23 protein-coding genes and 1 tRNA gene are annotated in these 21,833 nt (G+C 50.6%); 18 read left to right on the top strand and 6 right to left on the bottom strand.

Annotation, left to right across the window (positions count from 1 at the left end; translation table 11 throughout):
• Positions 1-2 precede the first annotated feature (2 nt).
• The gene (locus tag A8F97_RS14705) at positions 3-611 is read right to left on the bottom strand and encodes an HD domain-containing protein (RefSeq protein WP_014698756.1); all 609 of its coding nucleotides are present in this window, start codon (positions 609-611) and stop codon (positions 3-5) included.
• A 408-nt stretch (positions 612-1,019) separates the two neighbouring features.
• Between A8F97_RS14705 and trhA the strand changes: the two genes are divergently transcribed.
• On the top strand, positions 1,020-1,667 hold the full coding sequence (trhA, locus tag A8F97_RS14700) for a PAQR family membrane homeostasis protein TrhA (protein ID WP_012822578.1): 648 nt from the start codon (positions 1,020-1,022) through the stop codon (positions 1,665-1,667).
• A 54-nt stretch (positions 1,668-1,721) separates the two neighbouring features.
• Here trhA and ygfZ read toward each other — a convergent pair whose 3' ends face one another.
• Entirely contained in the window at positions 1,722-2,723 is a 1,002-nt protein-coding gene (gene ygfZ / locus A8F97_RS14695; RefSeq protein WP_012822579.1) for a tRNA-modifying protein YgfZ, read from the bottom strand.
• Between the two features lie 227 nt (positions 2,724-2,950).
• Between ygfZ and sdhE the strand changes: the two genes are divergently transcribed.
• The 3 genes from sdhE (at position 2,951) to rlmF (ending at position 4,772) form a co-directional block, all read left to right on the top strand.
• Positions 2,951-3,217, top strand: a complete 267-nt coding sequence (sdhE, locus tag A8F97_RS14690) for an FAD assembly factor SdhE (protein ID WP_012822580.1) — start codon at positions 2,951-2,953, stop codon at positions 3,215-3,217.
• Positions 3,198-3,611: a protein YgfX gene (locus A8F97_RS14685; RefSeq protein ID WP_012822581.1), complete on the top strand. Its 414-nt coding sequence runs from the start codon at positions 3,198-3,200 to the stop codon at positions 3,609-3,611. Before sdhE ends, A8F97_RS14685 begins: the two co-directional genes overlap by 20 nt.
• Positions 3,612-3,836: 225 nt before the next feature.
• On the top strand, positions 3,837-4,772 hold the full coding sequence (gene rlmF / locus A8F97_RS14680) for a 23S rRNA (adenine(1618)-N(6))-methyltransferase RlmF (RefSeq protein ID WP_012822582.1): 936 nt from the start codon (positions 3,837-3,839) through the stop codon (positions 4,770-4,772).
• Positions 4,773-4,858: 86 nt separating this feature from the next.
• Here rlmF and A8F97_RS14675 read toward each other — a convergent pair whose 3' ends face one another.
• Entirely contained in the window at positions 4,859-5,182 is a 324-nt protein-coding gene (locus A8F97_RS14675; protein ID WP_012822583.1) for a hypothetical protein, read from the bottom strand.
• 28 nt (positions 5,183-5,210) lie between these two features.
• Entirely contained in the window at positions 5,211-5,729 is a 519-nt protein-coding gene (gene fldB / locus A8F97_RS14670) for a flavodoxin FldB (RefSeq protein ID WP_033070904.1), read from the bottom strand.
• A gap of 327 nt (positions 5,730-6,056) precedes the next feature.
• Here fldB and A8F97_RS14665 point away from each other — a divergent pair, with 327 nt between their 5' ends.
• Genes A8F97_RS14665 through A8F97_RS14655 form a run of 3 tightly spaced genes read left to right on the top strand, consistent with a single transcriptional unit; the run spans position 6,057 to position 8,570 of the window.
• Positions 6,057-7,073: a methionine ABC transporter ATP-binding protein gene (locus A8F97_RS14665; RefSeq protein ID WP_012822585.1), complete on the top strand. Its 1,017-nt coding sequence runs from the start codon at positions 6,057-6,059 to the stop codon at positions 7,071-7,073.
• Positions 7,066-7,734, top strand: a complete 669-nt coding sequence (locus tag A8F97_RS14660) for a methionine ABC transporter permease (RefSeq protein ID WP_012822586.1) — start codon at positions 7,066-7,068, stop codon at positions 7,732-7,734. Before A8F97_RS14665 ends, A8F97_RS14660 begins: the two co-directional genes overlap by 8 nt.
• A gap of 17 nt (positions 7,735-7,751) precedes the next feature.
• Complete coding sequence (locus A8F97_RS14655) at positions 7,752-8,570, top strand: MetQ/NlpA family ABC transporter substrate-binding protein (RefSeq protein WP_033071942.1); 819 nt, start codon at positions 7,752-7,754, stop codon at positions 8,568-8,570.
• A gap of 149 nt (positions 8,571-8,719) precedes the next feature.
• Here the strand turns inward: A8F97_RS14655 and A8F97_RS14650 are convergent, their stop codons facing one another.
• Positions 8,720-10,045, bottom strand: coding sequence for an MFS transporter (locus A8F97_RS14650; protein ID WP_012822588.1), 1,326 nt, complete (start codon positions 10,043-10,045; stop codon positions 8,720-8,722).
• 311 nt (positions 10,046-10,356) lie between these two features.
• Here A8F97_RS14650 and xerD point away from each other — a divergent pair, with 311 nt between their 5' ends.
• The 11 genes from xerD (at position 10,357) to A8F97_RS14595 (ending at position 21,443) form a co-directional block, all read left to right on the top strand.
• Complete coding sequence (xerD, locus tag A8F97_RS14645) at positions 10,357-11,256, top strand: site-specific tyrosine recombinase XerD (RefSeq protein WP_014698760.1); 900 nt, start codon at positions 10,357-10,359, stop codon at positions 11,254-11,256.
• Between the two features lie 136 nt (positions 11,257-11,392).
• Positions 11,393-12,109: a bifunctional protein-disulfide isomerase/oxidoreductase DsbC gene (dsbC, locus tag A8F97_RS14640; protein WP_012822590.1), complete on the top strand. Its 717-nt coding sequence runs from the start codon at positions 11,393-11,395 to the stop codon at positions 12,107-12,109.
• A gap of 6 nt (positions 12,110-12,115) precedes the next feature.
• Entirely contained in the window at positions 12,116-13,876 is a 1,761-nt protein-coding gene (gene recJ / locus A8F97_RS14635; protein WP_193412820.1) for a single-stranded-DNA-specific exonuclease RecJ, read from the top strand.
• A 381-nt stretch (positions 13,877-14,257) separates the two neighbouring features.
• Positions 14,258-15,356 (top strand): peptide chain release factor 2 gene (gene prfB / locus A8F97_RS14630; protein ID WP_099092841.1). Its coding sequence is split into 2 segments (ribosomal slippage): positions 14,258-14,332 and positions 14,334-15,356, totalling 1,098 coding nucleotides; the frame shifts between segments, so codons are not numbered across the junction.
• Positions 15,357-15,364: 8 nt separating this feature from the next.
• Positions 15,365-16,882, top strand: a complete 1,518-nt coding sequence (gene lysS, locus A8F97_RS14625) for a lysine--tRNA ligase (protein ID WP_012822593.1) — start codon at positions 15,365-15,367, stop codon at positions 16,880-16,882.
• Positions 16,883-17,162: 280 nt separating this feature from the next.
• Entirely contained in the window at positions 17,163-17,918 is a 756-nt protein-coding gene (locus tag A8F97_RS14620; protein ID WP_033070906.1) for an AraC family transcriptional regulator, read from the top strand.
• A gap of 62 nt (positions 17,919-17,980) precedes the next feature.
• Complete coding sequence (locus A8F97_RS14615; protein ID WP_012822595.1) at positions 17,981-18,664, top strand: LysE family translocator; 684 nt, start codon at positions 17,981-17,983, stop codon at positions 18,662-18,664.
• Positions 18,665-18,745: 81 nt separating this feature from the next.
• Positions 18,746-18,819 (top strand) — tRNA-Gly (locus A8F97_RS14610).
• 198 nt (positions 18,820-19,017) lie between these two features.
• On the top strand, positions 19,018-20,232 hold the full coding sequence (locus tag A8F97_RS14605; RefSeq protein WP_033070907.1) for a tyrosine-type recombinase/integrase: 1,215 nt from the start codon (positions 19,018-19,020) through the stop codon (positions 20,230-20,232).
• 17 nt (positions 20,233-20,249) lie between these two features.
• Positions 20,250-20,897: a hypothetical protein gene (locus tag A8F97_RS14600; protein ID WP_033070908.1), complete on the top strand. Its 648-nt coding sequence runs from the start codon at positions 20,250-20,252 to the stop codon at positions 20,895-20,897.
• A 324-nt stretch (positions 20,898-21,221) separates the two neighbouring features.
• The gene (locus A8F97_RS14595; protein WP_033070909.1) at positions 21,222-21,443 is read left to right on the top strand and encodes a helix-turn-helix transcriptional regulator; all 222 of its coding nucleotides are present in this window, start codon (positions 21,222-21,224) and stop codon (positions 21,441-21,443) included.
• 79 nt (positions 21,444-21,522) lie between these two features.
• On the opposite strand, the gene A8F97_RS24370 is transcribed toward A8F97_RS14595, so the two are convergent.
• Complete coding sequence (locus A8F97_RS24370; RefSeq protein ID WP_033070910.1) at positions 21,523-21,711, bottom strand: YlcI/YnfO family protein; 189 nt, start codon at positions 21,709-21,711, stop codon at positions 21,523-21,525.
• Between the last annotated feature and the right edge of the window lie 122 nt (positions 21,712-21,833).

Here is a 21,833-nt window from a genome sequence, read left to right as displayed (position 1 = left end):
AATTATAGTAACCATCCTTTGGCTTTGGCGTCTTCCAGATGCTGCTTCAGGTATTGCCACAGTTCCGGGTTGATCGCGGCGATGAACCCGGCGCGGTCGAGCACCTGTTCCAGGCGGATGCCGTTTTCTACCCAGCTTTGACCACCGTTGTACAGATTCATCAGCATCGGCATGACGCGATCGAGCATCAGGGCGAACTGGGCGCTGGGGGTTTCATTCGCTTCGTATTCTTCCCACAGGTCGTGGAATTGCTGACGCTGTGGCTCTGGCAGCAGGCCAAAAATACGGGCAGCGGCAGCGACTTCCTGATCGTGAATCGCAAGACGCGCGGAAAGATCGTAAACGAGCACATCGCCTGCATCGATTTCGACGATATCGTGGATCAACGCCATTTGGATTACGCGCTGAATATCCACGCCTTCACCCGCGTAAGGGGCCAGCGCCATCGCGGCGACGGCAAAATGCCAACTGTGTTCGGCAGAATCTTCGTGGCGCTCGCTGGCGATAATCTTGGTGCGGCGCTGTACGCTTTTTAATTTATCGATTTCTATCAGAAAGCCGAACACATCGGTCATGGAACCGAAATTCAGAGTAGATGGGGAAGATGACATGAAAAGCGTACCTCTTGCAGTGAAAACGATGCGTGACAAAGTCGTGCATGACAAAATTATGCAATAAGACCAGAAGGAAGGCGCTGTGGGCGTTAGAACCGGATGACCGTTAACGCAAATAACCGGTAAGAACGGCAGAGCCCTTCAAAAAACAGGGAAATATCGAAGTCGGTCATTGTAGGGGATGTTGTCTGAGATTGACATGCATGATTGCACGTTAAGTCAGAGAGACGGTGGAAGGGGGGGGAGGATAATTATTTTAGCTTACACGTGTACACTGAAACTATTCTCAGTTAATCTGCTCAAAGGTTAAACACTCGTGTCTGTGTCATTCCCGAGCAAGAGCGGGAAAGACGGGGCAGATACTGCCAGAACACTCTCTATGGCGAAATACTGCGGAACCTATTGATGTCAAAAAATGCCCAGATGTCGGACTACTCGCTGGCAGAGGAAATTGCGAACAGCATCAGCCATGGAATCGGTGTAATTTTCGGTATTGTTGGTCTGGTTTTGCTGCTGGTGCAGGCGGTCAACAATGATGCCGGGAGCGTGGCGATTGCCAGCTACAGCCTTTATGGCGGCAGTATTATCCTGCTATTTTTGGCTTCGACGCTGTACCACGCGATCCCTTCTCAGCGCATTAAACCGTGGTTGAAAAAGTTCGACCACTGCGCTATCTATCTGTTGATTGCCGGAACTTATACGCCTTTTTTGCTGGTGGGGCTGGATTCACCGCTGGCGCACGGTTTGATGGTCGTCATCTGGAGCATGGCGCTGTTGGGCGTGCTCTTCAAACTGGCGTTTGCCCACCGTTTTGAAGTGTTGTCGTTAATTACCTATCTGGTCATGGGTTGGCTGTCGCTGGTGGTGATTTATCAGATGGTGATGAAGCTGTCGGCGGGGAGTGTGACGCTGTTAGCGGTGGGCGGTGTAGTGTATACGCTGGGGGTGATTTTCTACGCCAGTAAGCGTATTCCCTATAACCATGCGATTTGGCACGGATTTGTGTTAGGCGGCTGCGTCTGCCACTTTCTGGCGATTTATCTTTATATTTAAGTTCGTATAAAACGCATGAGCCCGTTAGACTCATGCGTCATGTCACTCGCCGGATTAATCCGTGATCTCATACGGCAGAGGCTGAACCGTGAGCTGGCTTTCGGTGTCGTCACGCACGCGTAGCACGTTCTCCGCGTTCAGATCGTTATTCAACACTGCCTGTACCCAAACGTCACCGTTCTGCAATTGGCTGGCTGCTAATACTGTCCCGGTACGACGCCAGTTCTCGCCAAGCTGCAGTTCGAGATCGTCTCCCGCCTGCGGCACCCGGTTTGCTTTACCCGCCAGCCAGTAGAGCGCACGCTTATTCGCCCCGCGATATTTTGCCCGAGCAACCATTTCCTGACCGGTATAGCACCCTTTGCTGAAGCTAATTCCATTTAATGCCTGTAAATTAGTCGCTTGCGGGATGAACTGCGCACTGTTTGCGCTGTCAATGATGGGCTGACCGGCCTCAATATCCAACGTCAGCCATTGGCGGCTGTCATTCAGGCTGACTTTATCGTCGAGCTGTTCAAGCAACGCAGCGTTTTGCTCAGAAGACAGCACCAGCAGGAAACGCTCTGCGGGATGAGTGAAATGCAGTAAGGTGGCACCTTCGTGCTGCACGACAGGATGCTCAGCGTCTGGAAGTTGGTTAAATACCGAGGCCAACTGTTCGCGGATGCCCGCTCCTGCTGCACCCAGCAGCACGGCGCTGTCGTCTGGCGCGATGGTGGTTTTCGAAAAAACGGCGTATTTTTTCAGTTCGCTAAGCTGAGCGTCGCGTAGATTACGCCGCTCAATGAAAGCAAACCCCTCGCCGTGATGGAACAGGCGCAGGTTGCTCCACATTTTTCCTTTCGCGTCGCAGTGGGCGCAAAGAATGTGTCGATCGTCAGCCAGTGCGCCGACATCCGCGGTAACCTGTCCCTGAAGATATTTGACGGTATCCGGCCCGACCAGTGTGGCTAGCGCCCAATCATCCAGTGAGATGAGCGTGGCGTCGAGCTGAGCGGAAGTCAGTGGAGGGTGTGAGGCAAAAGGGCGTTGATGAGCCGTATGTTGGTTAACCATATAGTACAATCCTGCGCTAAGGGCGATGGCCTAATGGTAAAAGAGCGCTCAGGGTTTGCAAGTGGTTATTAACGCCGTGCTATGACATAGCACATCCTGACTCTGATGAGCGTACTCGGTGCGCTGTATGCCGGTAAGTTATGTCAAAATGTTACTATTAGTTGATGTCCGCTACCTGAATCAGAGTACACTAGCGGCAAGCAGCGATAACAAGGTGGACATGAAACATGGAAATCGATAACAAATCACGTATTCATTGGGCATGCCGCCGTGGTATGCGCGAACTGGATATCGCCATCATGCCGTTTTTTGAGCATGACTATGACACATTAAACGATATAGATAAGCGCACGTTTGTACGCCTGCTACAAAGCGACGATCCCGATTTATTCAACTGGCTAATGAACCACGGTGAGCCAGAAGACGGAGAGCTAAAACGCATGATTTCCCTTATCCAGACGCGAAATAAAGATCGTGGCCCAGTGGCAATGTGACCTTCGCGTTTCCTGGCGCATGCAACTGCTGTCATTGGTTGTGCATGGTCTATTAGTGTTGCTCATTCTGCTGGCACCGTGGCCGGACGGCTATGCGTGGCTGTGGCTGTGTTTGGTCACAATGGTGATGTTTGGTTTCATCCGTAGCCAAAGGAATATCAAATCGCGGCAAGGGTGCATCACGCTGCTTAGCGAAACGACCTTGAACTGGCGGCAGCAGGAGTGGCGGATTGTCAAACGACCGTGGTTGCTGAAAAATGGTGTGTTATTGGCATTGCAATCGGCTAATGGGAAAGACAAGCAACAACTGTGGCTGGCATCGGACAGCATGGGCGATGACGAATGGCGTCATCTGCGCCAGCTTCTTTTGCAGCAAAAACACTGGGCGAGATGAGGACGTATTTTGCGTAGGTATCGCGCCCAGTGTGTAGAAACATCACCGCGGTGATTTACGGAAATAATCGCAGCAGGTATCTTACGCCGCTATCGTGAGTATAGGATATCGGCTGCTCCCGTCATGGGAATGTCGGCTTTCCTTTCTTTTTCCCCGTGCTATTCGGGGAAATGTTCTTATTCGGCCACTGTCTGGCCGTGCCTTGAAATTTATTGGGTATAACTGATGACTAAGCCCGCAGTGCAAAAAAGTGGTCTGCATCCTCGCAATCGCCATCGCGACCGTTATGATTTTCCCGCGCTCAAACAGAGCTATCCTGCGCTGATCCCGTTCGTGAAGGTGAATGCCTACGGTGATGAGTCAGTGGACTTTGCCAATCCCGAGGCGGTGAAAACGCTAAATCAGGCGTTGTTGCAGCACTTTTATCAGATTGCGCACTGGACGATCCCAGACGGCTTTCTGTGCCCACCGATCCCCGGTCGTGCCGACTACATCCACCATCTGGCCGATTTGTTGGCGGAAGATAACCGCTCGGTAGTGCCGCGCGATGCTTCCGTGCTGGATGTCGGCTGCGGTGCCAACTGTGTCTACCCGCTGATTGGCCATCGTGAGTATGGCTGGCGTTTTACCGGCAGCGAGATTAATCCGCTGGCGATGAAAGCAGCCAATGAAACGATTGAAGCAAACCCAGGTTTGAATCGGTCGATTCGCCTACGTCGTCAGAAAAACAGCAAAGCGATACTGGCAGGCATTATTCACAAGAACGATACATTTGATGCCGTCATGTGTAATCCTCCGTTCCATGCTTCCGCTGAAGATGCCCGCGAGGGATCGCAGCGCAAGCTGCATAACTTAGGGCTGGATAAACGTTCACCGCTGAATTTTGGCGGCCAGCAGGATGAGCTGTGGTGCGAAGGCGGCGAGTCTGCTTTCATTGGTCAGATGATCAAAGAGAGCGTCAGTTTTGCCCGTCAGTGCCTGTGGTTTACGTCGCTGGTGTCGCGCAAAGAGAACCTGCCGGAGATTTATCGTGCGTTGGAAGCGGTTGACGCAGAAAAGGTCAGAACGATAGACATGGCGCAAGGCCAGAAGCAAAGCCGCTTTGTCGCGTGGAGCTTTATGGATACTGCCGCGCGAGCCCGCTGGTTGCAAAAGCGCTAAGCTGATTTAACGTACTCACGGATGCCTGTCGCGAAGGTATCCGTGAACGTGCTGCTGTCAGTGCCCATCTCTCTGGAGGTGATTCTTTACTCAACGCTAACCGTATCCGGTTCCTGTTTGGTCACTTTCAACGATGTACCCTGAATCGCCATAAACACCGCTTCCCGCCTGGTCAGATAGCCCTTGACTGAATGTGGCTTAATTGCGCCAGTCAGCGTAGTGTCGGTGATGATGCCACAGCCTGTCGCGTGCGCGATTTGTTGTGCCGTTTCATCAAACCTTGAGAAATCAATATCGTAATATTGTGGCACATCGCATTTTCCGCCCAGATTTTTGGCGTATTCCTTTGTGCCTGTTTGCGCACAACCGGCAAGTAACACACCCGTGACCGCTATGAGTAACATTTTCATCGTGTTTACTCCTGTTGATGCGTACCGTTTACAGCAGTGACGCCATCTCTTGCAGAATCTGTTCGCACCACTGTTCCAGCCGTTCATCGCTGAGATCGTATTGATTCACTTCGTCCAGTGCTAACCCGACAAAATGTTTGCCGTCAGTGGTCAGTGGTTTCGGGCTGGTGAAGTCGTAGCCGTCTGTTGGCCAGTAGCCAATGAAGGTGACACCCAGCGGCAGCAGTTGTTCATGCAGCATGCCCAGCGCATCAAGGAACCATTCGCTATAGCCCAGTTGGTCGCCCATACCGTAAAGCGCCACCACTTTTCCTTTGAGGTTTAGCGTTGCTAATTGACCCCAAATGTTCTCCCAGTCTTCCTGAATCTCACCGAAATCCCAGGTAGGGATGCCGAGAATCAGCGTACTGTAGTCTTCCATTCGTTGAGGTTCGATGTCCTTAACGTTGTGCAGATCTACCAGTTCTTCGCCCAGAATATCGCGAATTTTTTCCGCCGCCATTTCGGTGTAGCAGGTGCTTGAGCCGTAAAACAGACCGATTTTCATATGTCATAAGAGAATTTTGTGGCTAATGCTAGCGAGGATACCACAAGTCATGTGCCGTGCAGAGGGTGGCGCGGGCTGATGCGTGAACGATGCATGCCAGCATGGCACCTCGCTCAGAATGGTGCGCCTGTTTATAAGAGAATGTAGGATTTAAATATATCAAAATGGAATAATCAAAGATTTATTTATTCTTTATGCCTATATTAACTCCCGTTACGATACGATCATCTGGCTATAAATTGTTGCTCTGATGACCTCTGGTCTCTTTCTGAGCCGAAGTGAGGTCATCAAGAGAAAGCGGCAAGGGGTATAAGGACCTGTTTCGTTATGATCGTTCTTTCGAACGTAGGCAAGACTTTTGACAGCGCACATGGCCGCATTGTCGCAGTAGATGACGTGAATCTTACGGTCGAGTTGGGGCAAATTTACGGCATTATTGGTTACAGCGGCGCGGGAAAAAGCACGCTGATCCGTTTGCTGAATGGATTGGAAACGCCGACCAGCGGTAGCATCGTCATCAACGGGTCTGATATTGCTCGCGCCAGTGCGGAAGAGTTGCGTCGTGCACGCCTGAAAATCAGCATGGTGTTCCAGCACTTTAATCTACTGTGGTCGCGTACCGTCAGTCAGAATATCGCTTTTGCCTTGCAAATTGCGGGTGCGCCAAAAGCCGAAATTAAACGACGCGTTGCTGACTTGATTACGCTAGTGGGGTTGGAAGGGCGAGATCACGCCTATCCTTCCCAACTGAGCGGAGGTCAGAAGCAGCGGGTCGGCATTGCCCGTGCGCTGGCAAACAATCCCAGTATCTTGCTGTGTGATGAAGCGACCTCGGCGTTGGATCCGCAGACCACTGATGCAATCCTCGAACTGCTGTTGGATATCAACCGTAAACTGAATCTCACCCTTGTTCTCATTACTCACGAAATGCATGTGGTACGCAAAATCTGCCATCGCGTCGCGGTGATGGAAAATGGTCGGATTGTGGAAGAAGGCTCGGTACTGGATGTATTTGTTCGCCCGCAGCAGGCGATTACTCGCCAGTTTGTGAAGCAGTATCAGAAAATGGAAGAAAGTTTCAACCCACTCCTGACAGAGCACCTGGCGGGCGCTGTGCTTAAATTGACATTCGTCGGTCAGCAAACGCATCAGGCCATTATTTCAGAAGTGATTCAGACCTATCACCTGACGATAAATATTCTGCACGGCCAAATCAGCCATACGCTGAACGGATCGTTTGGTGAATTATATATACATGTTGAAGGCTGCGAACAGGAAACGGACCGCGTATTAACTTTCCTGCAAGAACGTGCGATTGCTGTTGAGGTGATTAAACATGCTTGAGTCTTTATTCCCTCACCTGAACGTTGAACAATTGCTAGATGCAACGTGGGAAACGCTGTATATGACTAGCGTCGCTGGCGTGGCGACGCTGATTGCGGGGATTATTTTGGGCGTGACGCTCTTCCTGACGTCCAAAGGACAGTTGCTCCAGAATCGTCCAGTTTATCTGTTGATTTCAGCCTTGGTGAATATCTTCCGTTCTATCCCCTTCATTATCTTGATTGTTTTACTGATCCCATTTACCAAAACGCTGGTTGGCACCATTTTGGGCGCAAATGCTGCGCTGCCTGCGCTAATTGTCGGTGCTGCACCGTTCTATGCGCGTCTGGTCGAAATTGGCCTGCGCGAGGTTGATAAAGGCGTGATCGAAGCGGCGCGTTCTATGGGCGCGAAAACCCACACGCTAATCTTTCGTGTTTTATTACCAGAATCATCCCCCGCACTCGCCTCTGGGATTACCGTCACGCTGATCGCCTTGGTCAGCTATACCGCGATGGCCGGTGTGATTGGTGCTGGCGGATTAGGGAATCTGGCTTATCTGGAAGGCTTTCAACGAAACCACGGCGACGTAACGCTGGTTGCGACACTGATGATCCTTGTGATTGTGTTTGTCATCCAGTTTATAGGCGACCTGATTACTACCACATTCGATAAACGTTAAGGGCAGGAAGAACGATGATGAAAAAACAACTTATGATGATGGCCTTCGCCTCGCTCACTGCGCTGATGTCGGTCGGTGCAGTTGCGGATACCAAACTCGTGGTGGGGGCGTCCAATGTGCCCCATGCCGAGATTTTGGAAGTGGCTAAGCCCATTCTGAAAACAGAAGGGATCGATTTGGAAATCAAACGGTTTCAGGATTACATTCTGCCGAATACTGCGCTTGCCAGTAAAGATATCGATGCCAACTACTTCCAGCATATTCCGTACCTGGAATCGGTATTGAAAGATCATGCGGGCGATAAAACTTACGATTTTGTCAGCGCGGGAGGGATTCATATCGAGCCAATTGGTATCTACTCCAAAAAGTACAAAAGCCTGAAAGATCTGCCAGAAGGTGGCCGTATTATCATGCGTGATGCTGTGGCGGAAGAAGGCCGAATTCTTGCCATTTTTGAACGTGAAGGGGTGATTAAGCTAAAATCCAGCGTCAACAAGGTTAATGCTCGTATCTCGGATATCGTGGAAAACCCGAAAAAACTGAAGTTCCTGCCGAATGTCGAAGGTGCGCTGTTGCCGCAGATGTACAATAACGACGAAGGCGATGCGGTGGTGATCAACGCTAACTATGCTATTGATGCTGGCCTGAACCCGACCAAAGACCCGATCGCGGTGGAGAGCGGTGAAAATAACCCGTATGCCAATATCATCACTGTACATAAAGGTGATGAAAACAAAAAAGAAATTGTGGCGCTAGTGAAAGTGCTGCATTCCAAACAGATTCAGGATTTCATCCGCGAGAAGTATAAGGGCGCGGTTATCCCAGTCGATAAATAAAAATATGCTGGTATCGTGCATAAAAAAGAACCGCCGAAATGGCGGTTCTTAGCTTGCTGACAACGCATGGTAAGCGGTGTTCAACGGTGTTCCTGATGCAGATGCTTTACTCTTCTACCTCACTCTCACCGTCTTTGTTCCGTAATTATTTATCCCAGTGACTGGTGACGCGTTTCTTTGGTTAGTAGCAGTGCAATCAGCGTCAGTGACGCCATGGCTGCCAGGTAAACGCCAACATAGAACAGACCGTAGTTAGCCGTCAGCCACGCCGCGATATACGGTGCAACTGATGCGCCCAAAATCGACGAAACGTTATAAGAGAATGACGCGCCGGTATAGCGCACTTCCGTCGGGAACAGCTCCGGCAAAAGGGCACCCATCGGACCGAATGTTAATCCCATCAGGCTCAGACCCAGCACCAAAAAGCCCATCACCAGCGCTTGATTACCAGAACCAAGCAAATAAGGAAACAGCATGGCGAAGACCAGCATGATGCAGGTGACGGTAATCATGGTCTTGCGGCGGCCAAAGGCATCTGCCAGATAGCCCGCGACTGGCACCATCAGACCAAAGCCGATCACCGCGACCATCAGCATCAGTAGGAAACTGTTGCGCGAGAAACCCAGACCCTTAGGTGCCGGCGTCGTGCCGTAGGTCATGGAATACACGGTCATGATGTAGAACAGTGTGTAAGTTGCCAGCATGATGAACGTGCCGAGGATCGTGACTTTCATATGCTTACTGAGCAGCGTTCCCAGCGGCATACGCACCTGCTTACCGGCTTTGACCGCTTTGGTAAAGACCGGCGCTTCATGCAGCGATATGCGGACATACAGTCCGACCAGCACCAGCACAGCAGACGCCACGAACGGCACGCGCCAGCCCCAGTTCATGAATTGTTCTTCCGTCAGCAGCCAAGATAACAACAGGAAAGTGCCGTTAGCGAAGAAGAAGCCAATCGGTGCGCCAAGCTGGGGGAACGACCCATACAGCGCACGTTTATTGGATGGGGCATTTTCAGTCGCCAGCAGCGCCGCACCACCCCATTCTCCGCCCAGACCCAAGCCCTGACCGAAGCGAGCCAGAGCCAGCAGGATCGGTGCAAGAATACCGATGGTTTCGTAGGTCGGTAGCAGCCCGATGAGAACGGTTGAAACCCCCATAGTCAGCAGAGAAGCGACTAGCGTGACTTTACGCCCGACGCGATCGCCAAAATGACCAAATAGCGCTGAGCCAATAGGGCGGGCGATAAAGGCAATGGCAAAAGTTGCCAGGGACTGTAGCGTAGCAGCAGTCGGATCGCCCTGCGGGAAGAAAATGTGCGGGAAAATCAGCACCGCGGCAGTAGCATAGATATAAAAATCGAAAAATTCGATCGCGGTGCCAATCAGTGACGCAACAATGACCTTATTGCGTGAGTTTACGGGCGGCGCTTCCGCTTCGGCATCAAGAGTGGGGGTGATGGTGGCTTGCATAATGTTTCTTTATTTTAACAACACGAACAGCCATTCTACGCATAGAAAAATCGGCTTTTCAACGTTGATTAAGTAAGGTCAATACCAGTAGACATGCGGCTTCAAGGAGCCTGTTCCGATATATTGACGATACATAAAATATAATGTGCCGTGGCCTTGTTTTTGCCGGAGAATGTTATGGTGATGTTGATGTTCACGGAATATGTGAGATCGCACACAATTCTATTTGCGAGAGAATACAGCCTTGATGAAGGTGTAAAGTCGTCGCTTCATCGGCATAATATTGCCAATTAGTAAAGAAGGACACGGCGATGCAAGAACACGATCAGGCACTTATCGAACAGTTTCTCGACGCGCTGTGGCTGGAACGAAATCTGGCTGAGAATACATTGGCGTCTTATCGCTTGGATCTGCGAACGCTCGCGGAGTGGCTTGCACATCATGACAACGATTTATTGCAGGCACAGTCGCTCGATCTTCAGGCGTTTCTTGCTGATAGGGTCGACGGCGGCTACAAGGCGACCAGTTCTGCGCGTTTGCTGAGTGCGATGCGTCGCTTCTTTCAGTACCTTTATCGCGAAAAGCTACGTAGCGACGATCCGAGTGCGGTGCTGTCGTCTCCGAAACTGCCGCAGCGTCTACCTAAAGATTTGAGCGAAGCGCAGGTGGGGGCGTTACTCGATGCCCCGAGCATTGAACAACCGCTGGAATTACGCGATAAAGCCATGCTTGAGGTATTGTATGCGACGGGGCTACGTGTTTCCGAACTGGTTGGCTTGACGATGAGCGATGTCAGTCTGCGGCAAGGTGTGGTGCGCGTGCTGGGTAAAGGCAATAAAGAACGGCTGGTGCCGCTGGGTGAAGAAGCGGTGTATTGGATCGAGTATTATCTGGAACATGGTCGTCCGTGGTTGCTGAATGGGCAGACGCTGGATGTGCTATTTCCCAGCAATCGCGCTCGACAAATGACGCGCCAGACGTTCTGGCATCGCATCAAACATTATGCGGTGCAGGCGTCGATCGACAGCGAAAAGCTCTCGCCGCACGTTTTACGCCATGCGTTTGCGACCCATTTATTGAACCACGGCGCGGATTTACGGGTCGTACAGATGCTCTTGGGGCACAGCGATCTTTCCACGACGCAGATATACACGCATGTGGCGACGGAGCGGCTGAAGCAGCTTCACCAGCAGCACCATCCGCGCGCCTAGGTTAGCGAAACAACACAGAGTAGAAGTACACAGAGTAACAGGATGTTATCTGGCTGGCGGGCCACCCCGTCTACTATCACGGCGTATTGCTACAAGCTATATCGCTAGGCAATGTTGCGAAAACAGGATTGATGAAATGAAAAAAGGGTTATTACTACTGTCTTTACTGGTGGCGACGGCGACCAACTTTGCTCACGCTGACGATACCGCAATCCAGCAGACGCTGACGCGTCTGGATATGCAGGGGGCAGAAATTCTGCCTTCGCCGATGGCGGGTATGAAAACCGTTATTACTGAGAGCGGCGTGCTGTACATCAGCGAAGACGGCAAACATTTGCTACAAGGCCCGCTTTATGATGTGAGCGGCACCATGCCGGTCAACACCACCAATAAAATCCTGATCGGCAAGATGGATGCGTTACAGGAGCAGATGATTGTTTATAAAGCCGCGCAGGAAAAACATGTGATTACCGTTTTCACCGATATCACCTGCGGTTACTGCCACAAACTGCATGAGCAGATGAAAGATTACAATGCGTTGGGTATCACCGTGCGCTATCTGGCCTTCCCGCGTCAGGGCATGAAATCTCAGGCAGCGAAAGATATGCAGTCCATCTGGTGCGTGGCCGATCGCAATAAAGCGTTTGATAACGCGATGAAGAGCGAAGCGATCTCGCCAGCAACGTGCAAAACTGATATCGCCGCGCATTACCAACTGGGTATCCAGTTTGGCGTGCAGGGCACCCCAGCCATCGTGCTGCAAGACGGCATGGTTGTACCGGGATATCAAGGGCCGAAAGAGATGTTGGCAATGTTGGAAGCACACAAAGCCTCGAAAAAAACCGGCGGTTGATGCTACGTGAATATGATTACCCAACTCCGCCGGCGTCCGCTGGTGGAGGATATTGATTTACCTGACACCGTTCCGCCTTTATTGCGTCGTCTTTATGCGCAGCGCGGCGTTAAAGGTGCTCAGGAGCTGGAACGTAGCCTGAGTGGTTTACTCAATTACCGTTTACTCAGCGGCATTGATAAAGCGATCGACCTGCTGCAACTTGCGTTGGCAGAGAAGCGCTGCATCGTGATTGTCGGCGACTTTGATGCCGATGGCGCCACCAGCACCACGCTTGCCGTCTTGGCGTTGCGTAGCATGGGCGGCGCGAACGTGAAATATCTGGTGCCGAACCGTTTTGAAGATGGCTACGGGCTAAGCCCGGCCGTGGTGGCGCAGGCTGCCGCCTTGGGCGCGGAACTTATCGTTACTGTTGATAACGGGATATCCTCCCATGCGGGTGTCGAGGATGCACATCGGCGCGGTATTTCTGTGCTGGTGACCGATCACCATCTACCGGGCGAAACCCTGCCTGACGCCGATGCGATGATTAACCCCAATCTGCCAGATTGTGCATTCCCTTCTAAAGCGCTGGCTGGCGTGGGGGTGGCGTTCTATTTGATGATGGCGCTGTTTGTACGCCTGCGCGACAGCGACTGGTTTACGCAACCCTTATTTACGAAACAGGGGCTGGCGAAGCCGAATCTTACCGAATTATTGGATCTGGTGGCGCTGGGCACGGTGGCTGACGTGGTGCCGCTGGATGCCAACAACCGGATTCTAGTGGCTCAGGGGTTGAATCGCATTCGCGCCGGAGAGTGTCGTCCGGGCATTCGAGCGCTGCTGGAAGTGGCTAATCGTGATGCCAGCCAATTGGTCGCCAGTGATTTAGGTTTTGCCATCGGGCCGCGCCTCAATGCCGCTGGACGGTTGGACGATATGACGGTCGGGGTCGAGCTGCTATTGAGTAACGACATTACTCAGGCGCGCATGTTGGCTAACGATTTAGATGGTTTGAATCAGGATCGGCGCGAAATCGAACAGGGGATGCAAGTCGAAGCCTTGCGCCTGTGCGAATCACTGGAGCGTACCCGCACCGAATTGCCTTACGGTCTGGCGATGTATCATCCAGAGTGGCATCAGGGCGTTGTGGGTATTCTGGCTTCACGCATTAAAGAGCGTTTTCATCGTCCGGTGATTGCTTTTGCGCCTGCGGGCGATGGTATGCTGAAAGGGTCGGGACGTTCTATTGCCGGTCTGCATCTGCGTGATGCGTTGGAAAGATTAGATACGCTATACCCCGGCATGATGGATAAGTTCGGCGGACACGCGATGGCAGCAGGGCTATCGCTGCATGAGACGCAGTTCGAGGATTTCCGTCAGCGCTTCGGCGAATTAGTGGGGGAGTGGCTCGATCCGTCTCAGCTTGAAGGCGTCGTCTGGTCTGATGGCGAACTGGCATTGCCGGAGCTGAATTTGCTCTCAACGGCAGAAATGCTGCGTTATGCGGGGCCGTGGGGACAAGCGTTCCCTGAACCGACGTTCGATGGCCGTTTCCGCATTCTGCAACCCCGTTTGCTCAAAGAACGCCATTTGAAAGCGATGTTTGAACCGATCGGTGCAACAGGCACTGTGCCGCTGTTAGATGGCATCGCGTTTAATATTGATACCACCATCTGGCCCGATCCGAGCATTAAAGAAGTGGAAATGGTGTACCGGCTGGATATTAACGAGTTTCGCGGTAAACGCTCGGTGCAATTGTTGATTCAGCATCTGTGGCCGCGCTGATACCCGTCATACTTCACGCTGCTTGTGCGTTGACTGCCCTTATACTCTCAGCCCATCGTGGGCCTCACCCTAAAGGGCCGCTGCAAGCAGCGTTCAAATCTGCTCCCGGCAGATTTGTCACCCCCAGTCACTTACCTGAGTAAGCTCCTGGGGACTCGTGCGGTTGCCGCGTTACAAGGCCATAAATAGGCCTTGCCCTAAAGGGTCAACGCAGAGCGTTGTTCAAAATGCCAACGTTTTGTCACGCAGCTCGAATTATCTAGGGTATAGCGTGAACCGAATAGGGCGGGCGGAAAGTCTATAAAATGCTTCTTTTATCCGCTAGAATGGCGGGTTACATCATTCCGTTGTCAACGACTTAACGTAAGAATATAAAAAATCATGTTTGAAATTAATCCGGTAAAAAACCGCATTCAGGATCTGTCTGAACGTAGCGCCGTTCTTCGGGGGTATCTTTGACTATGATGCCAAGAAAGAACGCCTTGAAGAAGTAAACGCCGAACTGGAACAGCCTGATGTCTGGAATGAGCCTGAACGCGCTCAGGCATTGGGAAAAGAACGTTCCTCGCTGGAAGCTATCGTAGACACCATCGATCAACTGGCCCAAGGGCTGGAAGATGTGGCAGGTCTGCTTGAGCTCGCGGTGGAAGAAGACGACGAAGACACTTTTAATGAAACCTCGCTAGAACTGGACGCGCTGGAAAATAAATTAGGCCAGCTTGAATTCCGCCGCATGTTCTCTGGCCAGTACGACAGCGCAGACTGCTATCTGGATATTCAGGCGGGTTCTGGCGGTACGGAAGCACAGGACTGGGCCAGCATGCTGGTGCGTATGTACCTGCGTTGGGCGGAAGCCAAAGGGTTTAAAACCGAAATTATTGAAGAGTCAGACGGTGACGTGGCCGGTACAAAATCTGCCACCATCAAAATCATCGGTGACTACGCGTTTGGCTGGCTGCGCACTGAAACCGGTGTACACCGCCTGGTGCGTAAGAGTCCGTTCGATTCCGGCGGCCGCCGCCACACCTCATTCAGTTCCGCGTTTATTTACCCGGAAGTGGATGATGATATCGATATCGAAATCAATCCGGCCGACCTGCGTATTGACGTTTACCGCGCATCCGGTGCAGGTGGTCAGCACGTTAACCGGACGGAGTCCGCGGTACGTATTACCCACATTCCGACCAACATTGTTACGCAGTGTCAGAATGATCGTTCCCAGCATAAAAATAAAGATCAGGCGATGAAACAGTTGAAAGCCAAACTGTACGAGTTTGAGATGCAAAAGAAAAATGCTGAGAAACAGGCGATGGAAGACAACAAATCAGACATCGGCTGGGGCAGTCAGATTCGTTCCTATGTTCTGGATGATTCGCGCATCAAAGATTTACGAACCGGAGTGGAAACACGTAACACTCAGGCCGTACTGGATGGCGATCTAGACAAATTTATTGAAGCAAGTTTAAAAGCGGGGTTATAAGAATTCACATGGCTGAATCACAATTACAGGGTGCCGATCAGGCGCAAGATCTGAATAATGAATTAAAAACGCGTCGTGAAAAGCTGGTGACGCTGCGTGAAAACGGGATCGCATTCCCGAATGATTTCCGCCGTGACAGCACCTCCGATCGTCTGCACGCTGAGTTCGATGCCAAAGAGAACGAAGAACTGGAAGAACTGGGCATCGAAGTGACCGTTGCAGGCCGTATGATGACGCGTCGCATTATGGGTAAAGCCTCTTTCGTAACCTTGCAGGACGTCGGTGGCCGTATCCAACTGTATGTTTCCCGCGACGATCTGGCGGAAGGCATCTATAACGAGCAGTTCAAGAAGTGGGATCTGGGCGATATTCTGGGTGCACGTGGCAAGCTGTTCAAAACCAAAACGGGCGAGCTGTCGATTCACTGCACCGAACTGCGCCTGCTGACCAAAGCGCTGCGTCCGCTGCCGGATAAATTCCACGGTCTGGCCGATCAGGAAACCCGCTATCGTCAGCGCTATTTGGATCTGATCGCTAACGACGAATCCCGCAATACCTTCCGTATCCGTTCTAACGTGATGGCTGCTATCCGCCGCTTCATGGTAGATCACGGCTTTATGGAAGTGGAAACGCCGATGATGCAGGCGATCCCCGGCGGTGCGTCTGCTCGTCCGTTCATCACGCACCATAACGCGCTGGACATCGATATGTACCTGCGTATCGCACCGGAACTGTACCTGAAGCGTCTGGTTGTCGGTGGTTTTGAGCGCGTGTTTGAGATCAACCGTAACTTCCGTAACGAAGGCATTTCCCCACGTCACAACCCTGAGTTCACCATGATGGAACTTTATATGGCGTATGCCGATTATAAAGACCTGATTGTGTTGACGGAAAACCTGTTCCGCACGCTGACGCAGGACGTGCTGGGCTCGACAACAGTGGTGTACGGCGATCAGACATTCGACTTCGGTAAGCCGTTTGAAAAACTGACGATGCGCGAAGCGATCTGCAAATACCGTCCTGAAACCAACGTTGCCGATCTGGACTGCCTGGAGAAAGCGACCGCGATCGCTCAGTCTCTGGGCATCAAGATCGAGAAAAGCTGGGGATTGGGTCGCATCGTTACCGAGATCTTCGAAGAAACGGCAGAAAGCAGCCTGATCCAACCGACCTTCATCACCGAATATCCGGCGGAAGTGTCGCCGCTGGCGCGTCGTAACGATCAGAACCCGGAAATTACCGATCGCTTTGAGTTCTTCATCGGCGGCCGTGAAATTGGTAACGGCTTCTCCGAACTGAATGACGCCGAAGATCAGGCTGAGCGTTTTGCCCAGCAGGTCAATGCGAAAGATGCAGGCGATGACGAAGCGATGTTCTACGATGAAGACTACGTGACAGCGCTGGAGCACGGTCTGCCGCCGACTGCGGGTCTGGGTATTGGTATCGACCGTATGGTGATGTTGTTCACTAACAGCCACACCATTCGCGACGTCATTCTGTTCCCGGCGATGCGTCCGCAGAAGTAAGGTATAAAAAGCTGGCCTGACGTTGTCGTCAAACTTCATTAACCCGGTGCAGTTGCACCGGGTTAAATTTATCGACAATGCAAAATATTAGGGGAAGCACGGGGATGAGATTCCCGTAGGGACATCTCGCGCCGTGGTAGCCCCGTGTATCTCGATCTCACCTCGATAGTCCTCCTCACTGATCTCGTTTTATCCCCACACTTTTGTCGCCATTCTGTGATTGTTGCCCAATGCGGGAAGATGCTATTTTCAGGTATCTATTCACAACTGGAACACGACCATGATGACTTACCGCGATGCCTGGTTTGAACTGGCGCTGTTAACCAACGGCCGCAGTTTTCCACGACACACGCACGACGAGTTCGTCATCAGCGCCAATCTCAGCGGAGTGGAAACGGTCTGGCTGGATGGTGAGACTTTTGTTGCCACCAACGATATGGTGACGACCTACAATCCCAATCAGCTACAGGGCAGTGACAATGCGTTTGACCGCTGGCAGTGCGCATCGCTGTACGTTCACCCGCAGGCATTCGAACATTACTTCCATCAAACGTTTCTATTCTCACAGGGTTGGAATCCATCGGCGCAATTGGCGTCCGAGCTAAAACAGCTCGTCACCTCTGATTTGGATGACAGCACCCGTCAGGAGCGCATTATTCTGCTGCTGGCAGGATTGATGGAGGGGCAGCATCGAATGTCGCCTCAAAGTCAGGTCAAAGAGGCTGAGCGGATCACGCGGATCAAAGATGGACTACTGAACGACCTCTGTGATGTCCCCACGCTCGATCAGCTCGCGCAGCAGGAAAATCTGTCGGTCGCGCATTTGGTACGTTCGTTTAATCAGGCGGTCGGGCTGCCACCACTGGCGTGGCTAATGCAACGGCGTATGTGCAAAGCACGAGAACTACTGCGGCAGGGCACAGCGATCAGTCAGGTCGCAGGCGATGTCGGGTTTGCCGATCAGGCGCATTTCACTAAAGCTTTCAATCGTTATAACGCCATGACGCCAGGACAGTTTCGGCGTATCAATTTTTGACAATACAGCGTTTCCTTTGAGTTCTACACTCGCCTTATTGCTTAACGCGCTAAGGGAATATCATGCTGTTAGTTGTCTTCACGGGGATGCTGCTTTCCCTGTCATTGTGTCTCGATCTGGGAATGGTCAATACCGCGATTATTAACCGTGGGTTGCGGCACGGGGCGCGTTCTGCGTTTTATATCGGGCTGGGTTCCTGTTTCGGCGATCTGTTTTATGCCACGCTGTCGGTACTGGGGCTGGCGGTGGTATTTAATCTGACGCCAGTACGCTGGGTGCTATGGATTGGCGGCGGGCTAATTCTGATTTGGATGACGATCAGCATGGCGCGTGCGGCATGGCGTGACTATCAGGTTAAACGCTTTGCCGATCTCTCTACGACAGCGAATGCTATGGATTCCGCCAGACCACCTGCCCGGTACACTGAATTTTTCAGCGGCGTCGGCATGGCATTGGCGTCACCAACGGCGCTACTGTGGTTTGCCGCGATTGGCGGCACCATTATCGCGCAGTCTACCGATGGCACTGCTTTCATGATCGGTCTGTTTCTGTTGGGCTTTTTCGTTGGAGGTGTGCTGTGGACGTTCTTCCTCGCCGCGTTGGTGAAATATGGCCAGCGTCTGCTGAAAGAACGCATCTCATTCTATTGTAGCCTGATCTCTGCGCTGCTTTTTGCCTACTTTGCCTGGCACGTCATTTCAAATGGTTATGAGACGTTGTTCCTACCGCTATCCATGGCTGCATGACCGGTCAAAACAACAGCACTTTGCCGGGTTTTTTACTTGCTCGGCAACGGCATAGCGCTATAATGCCACTCGCCTCTCCGTGCGAGTGTAGTTCAATGGTAGAACGGCAGCTTCCCAAGCTGCATACGAGGGTTCGATTCCCTTCACTCGCTCCAAAAATACCTCCTCTGAAGTTCCCTAAAGTCCACCAAACCCAGTAAATACGCCGTATTAAGCCATTTTTATGGTGTTTTATGGTCTACTCAAGTACCCTGAAATCCATCTATCTTTGGGGGTATATCTGGGGGTATTGATACTTGCACCCCTGAAAAATACCCCCAAGTGCATCAATACAGGATGGAGAAATACCCCCAATGAAGCTGAATGCCAAGCAGGTAGAGGCCTGCAAGCCAAAGGAAAAAGCGTATAAGTTAGCTGATGGCGGCGGATTGTACTTGTTGATCAATCCGAACGGCTCGAAGTATTGGCGCCTCAAATACCGTGTTGCCGGCAAAGAAAAATTACTGGCTATCGGTGTATATCCTGATGTCTCGTTAGCAAAAGCCAGAGAAAAACGAAATGCTGCACGGCAGGTCGTTATCGAGGGTGGCGATCCTAGCCAGAACAAACAGCAAGAAAAGTTAGCCCGACAAGGTGAAAGCGAAGGGACATTCGAGAAGATTGCGCGTGAGTGGTATCAACGACGTTATGACCGATGGTCAGAATCTTATCGCAAGGAGATGATGGCAACCTTTGAGGTTGATGTTTTTCCCTTCATTGGACACCGGCCAATTGCGGAAATTAAGCCGCTGGAATTAATGGCTGTGTTATCTAAGCTGGAACAGCGCGGTGCCACCGAGAAAATGCGCAAGGTGCGCCAGCGCTGTGGTGAAGTGTGGAAATATGCAATTGTAACGGGTAGGGCTGAGTATAACCCTGCACCAGATCTCGCCAGCGCGATGACGCCACATAAACGAGAGCATTATCCACATCTTAACGTTATTGAGTTGCCTGAGTTTTTGCAGACTCTGACCAGTTACAGCGGCAGTATGCAAGTGAAATTGGCTATGAAGCTGTTAATTCTCACAGGAACGCGGCCAGGTGAATTACGTCAGGCTGAATGGGCAGAAATTGATTTAGATAAGGCACTATGGGAAATACCGGCTTCAAAAATGAAGATGCGGCGTTCTCACATGGTTCCTCTATCTTCTCAGGCCGTAGATATTTTAAAGCAGATGCAACCAATTAGTGGTCGTTACCAGTATGTTTTCCCTGGGCGTATCCAGTCTACAAAACCGATCAGTGAGATGACGCTTAATGTGTTGATCCGGCGTATTGGCTATGGGGGGAGGGCTACAGGCCACGGCTTCCGGCACACAATGAGCACAATTCTTCATGAGCAGGGTTTTAATACCGCTTGGATTGAGATTCAACTTGCCCATGTTGATAAAAATAGCGTTCGTGGTACGTATAACCATGCGCAGTATCTGGATGGTCGCCGGGATATGTTGCAGTGGTATTCGGATTACATGGAAAATTTAGAATATAGCAAAAATGTTGTGATTGGCGGATTCCGTAAACCAGCATAGCGTGGAAGGATATTTAAATGTCTAATTTTAAGGAAATGGACGTTTTTGAGCGGTTCACTAAACTTAAGGATGTTACCGCTCAAGAAATGGCTTTGGCGATTTTAGGTATCAATCCATTTGCTGATCCAAAAGATATACCTAAAGATATAGAAAAAGATGTTTCTCAACTGCGAACGATATTGAGACAAAATGCAGGGAGTAATATAAATAGAAACTTACAACATAATGAAAGGATAGACGCAAAAATATACTTTGCCGAGTCTTATAAATTCATTAACACTGATGATATGCCAAAACCTATTTTTGATAAATGTCATGAAGTAATCAATAGCATAGCGCGAGAGGTTGGCTGGAAAGAAAATTTATTAAAATATGGTGATGATGAACTCATTGAATATGGTCGCTCTATTAGAAAAAGTGGCCGTGGAATTTATCGGAAAGAACATGAAAAAGAAAATACAGATAAGTTATTAGCTTTGTTGATTATGTTATTGGCTGATAAGCTAGGAAATAAATATGGAACAGCGAAAGAACCATCAAAGCGTGAAATTTATAGGGATTTGGTTAGTCTTGCTGAGAAAGAGGGCGTTTCCTTAAAGGGAATAAAAGAATCATCTTTTTATAATAAAGTTAAAAAATCGTTTAATTCCCTCTTCTCTGAATAACCCTGATCTGGCCTTATGCTTAGGCCAGATATGAATCATAAATACTAGCCAATAGCCATGTGCTTGTAGTCGCTTGTAGCGGCTTATTTTATGTAGCTCCGTATTGCGCAACATTCCGCACTATTCCTCAGCCCGTTCATTTAAATTGTTTTTAACTGTTTGATTTATTAGTGGTTTGTTTTTTTATTTCCTTTGTTAACTTAACGGAAAAAAGAATGTTTCAATGGAATTCATTTTATTTTAATGGATTTTATTCTTACTAGAACCCCGATTTGTACACTTCTAAACTCCGCCATATACCAGCAAGCACGATGAGGTAACGATATGGCAGGCAGAAATATTCAGGACAACCAAGCATCCTTGATCTCTTCAAAAGAGGTGTTGCGTCGCGTCCAGCGTAGTAAATCATGGCTCTATAAACAGTTGGCACAAAAGGCATTTCCCCAACCGATTAAGATCGGAGAGCGTGCAATTTCCTTTGTTGAAAGTGAGATCGACGAATGGATCAGCCAGCGGATCGCTGAACGTGGGGAATGGAAATCATGAAAAGCATCACCTACAGTGATACCGCCTTTTCATCCATTGGTGTTAGCAAGGTCCATACACTGGCTTTTTTGGGAAAGGATCAGTCTTTAGGTTCCGTATCACGGGCTTGTTTACGCTGGCGGCGTTTGATCTCACCTTGCAATGCTGTGACGATAAACTGCCCTGCGGTCTCTCCATCAAGTATTGTTTCTTCAATACCTTTAACTACTTCATGTGGTACGCGAGCTTGCATCTTTTTTGATTTCGCATTGACGTTAGCCGTTGCCATTACTGAACCTCATTTGATTAGGTGGATGACAGTATACGGAATAAAAAAGCACAATCAATCGTTGACGTGGAGCACACCATTAAAATATAGTGGAGCACACCTTGGTTATGTCAAGGTGCAAA

The organism is Pectobacterium parmentieri, assembly GCF_001742145.1.
Taxonomy (GTDB): Bacteria; Pseudomonadota; Gammaproteobacteria; order Enterobacterales; family Enterobacteriaceae; genus Pectobacterium; species Pectobacterium parmentieri.
Note: the sequence above shows the minus strand (reverse complement) of the source record. Positions and strands in the feature narration are given on the sequence as shown.

Bases quoted from the DNA above. Each gene is read 5' to 3' on its own strand.
- fldB (WP_033070904.1), bottom strand. From the start codon at position 5,729: ATGAAAATCGGTCTGTTTTACGGCTCAAGCACCTGCTACACCGAAATG.
- A8F97_RS14595 (WP_033070909.1), top strand. From the start codon at position 21,222: ATGGCAGGCAGAAATATTCAGGACAACCAAGCATCCTTGATCTCTTCA.
- A8F97_RS14600 (WP_033070908.1), top strand. From the start codon at position 20,250: ATGTCTAATTTTAAGGAAATGGACGTTTTTGAGCGGTTCACTAAACTT.
- rlmF (WP_012822582.1), top strand. From the start codon at position 3,837: ATGACTAAGCCCGCAGTGCAAAAAAGTGGTCTGCATCCTCGCAATCGC.
- dsbC (WP_012822590.1), top strand. From the start codon at position 11,393: ATGAAAAAAGGGTTATTACTACTGTCTTTACTGGTGGCGACGGCGACC.
- sdhE (WP_012822580.1), top strand. From the start codon at position 2,951: ATGGAAATCGATAACAAATCACGTATTCATTGGGCATGCCGCCGTGGT.
- A8F97_RS14705 (WP_014698756.1), bottom strand. From the start codon at position 611: ATGTCATCTTCCCCATCTACTCTGAATTTCGGTTCCATGACCGATGTG.
- A8F97_RS14615 (WP_012822595.1), top strand. From the start codon at position 17,981: ATGCTGTTAGTTGTCTTCACGGGGATGCTGCTTTCCCTGTCATTGTGT.
- xerD (WP_014698760.1), top strand. From the start codon at position 10,357: ATGCAAGAACACGATCAGGCACTTATCGAACAGTTTCTCGACGCGCTG.
- ygfZ (WP_012822579.1), bottom strand. From the start codon at position 2,723: ATGGTTAACCAACATACGGCTCATCAACGCCCTTTTGCCTCACACCCT.
- A8F97_RS14665 (WP_012822585.1), top strand. From the start codon at position 6,057: ATGATCGTTCTTTCGAACGTAGGCAAGACTTTTGACAGCGCACATGGC.
- lysS (WP_012822593.1), top strand. From the start codon at position 15,365: ATGGCTGAATCACAATTACAGGGTGCCGATCAGGCGCAAGATCTGAAT.
- A8F97_RS14650 (WP_012822588.1), bottom strand. From the start codon at position 10,045: ATGCAAGCCACCATCACCCCCACTCTTGATGCCGAAGCGGAAGCGCCG.
- trhA (WP_012822578.1), top strand. From the start codon at position 1,020: ATGTCAAAAAATGCCCAGATGTCGGACTACTCGCTGGCAGAGGAAATT.
- A8F97_RS14620 (WP_033070906.1), top strand. From the start codon at position 17,163: ATGATGACTTACCGCGATGCCTGGTTTGAACTGGCGCTGTTAACCAAC.
- A8F97_RS14675 (WP_012822583.1), bottom strand. From the start codon at position 5,182: ATGAAAATGTTACTCATAGCGGTCACGGGTGTGTTACTTGCCGGTTGT.
- A8F97_RS24370 (WP_033070910.1), bottom strand. From the start codon at position 21,711: ATGGCAACGGCTAACGTCAATGCGAAATCAAAAAAGATGCAAGCTCGC.
- A8F97_RS14605 (WP_033070907.1), top strand. From the start codon at position 19,018: ATGAAGCTGAATGCCAAGCAGGTAGAGGCCTGCAAGCCAAAGGAAAAA.
- A8F97_RS14660 (WP_012822586.1), top strand. From the start codon at position 7,066: ATGCTTGAGTCTTTATTCCCTCACCTGAACGTTGAACAATTGCTAGAT.
- A8F97_RS14655 (WP_033071942.1), top strand. From the start codon at position 7,752: ATGAAAAAACAACTTATGATGATGGCCTTCGCCTCGCTCACTGCGCTG.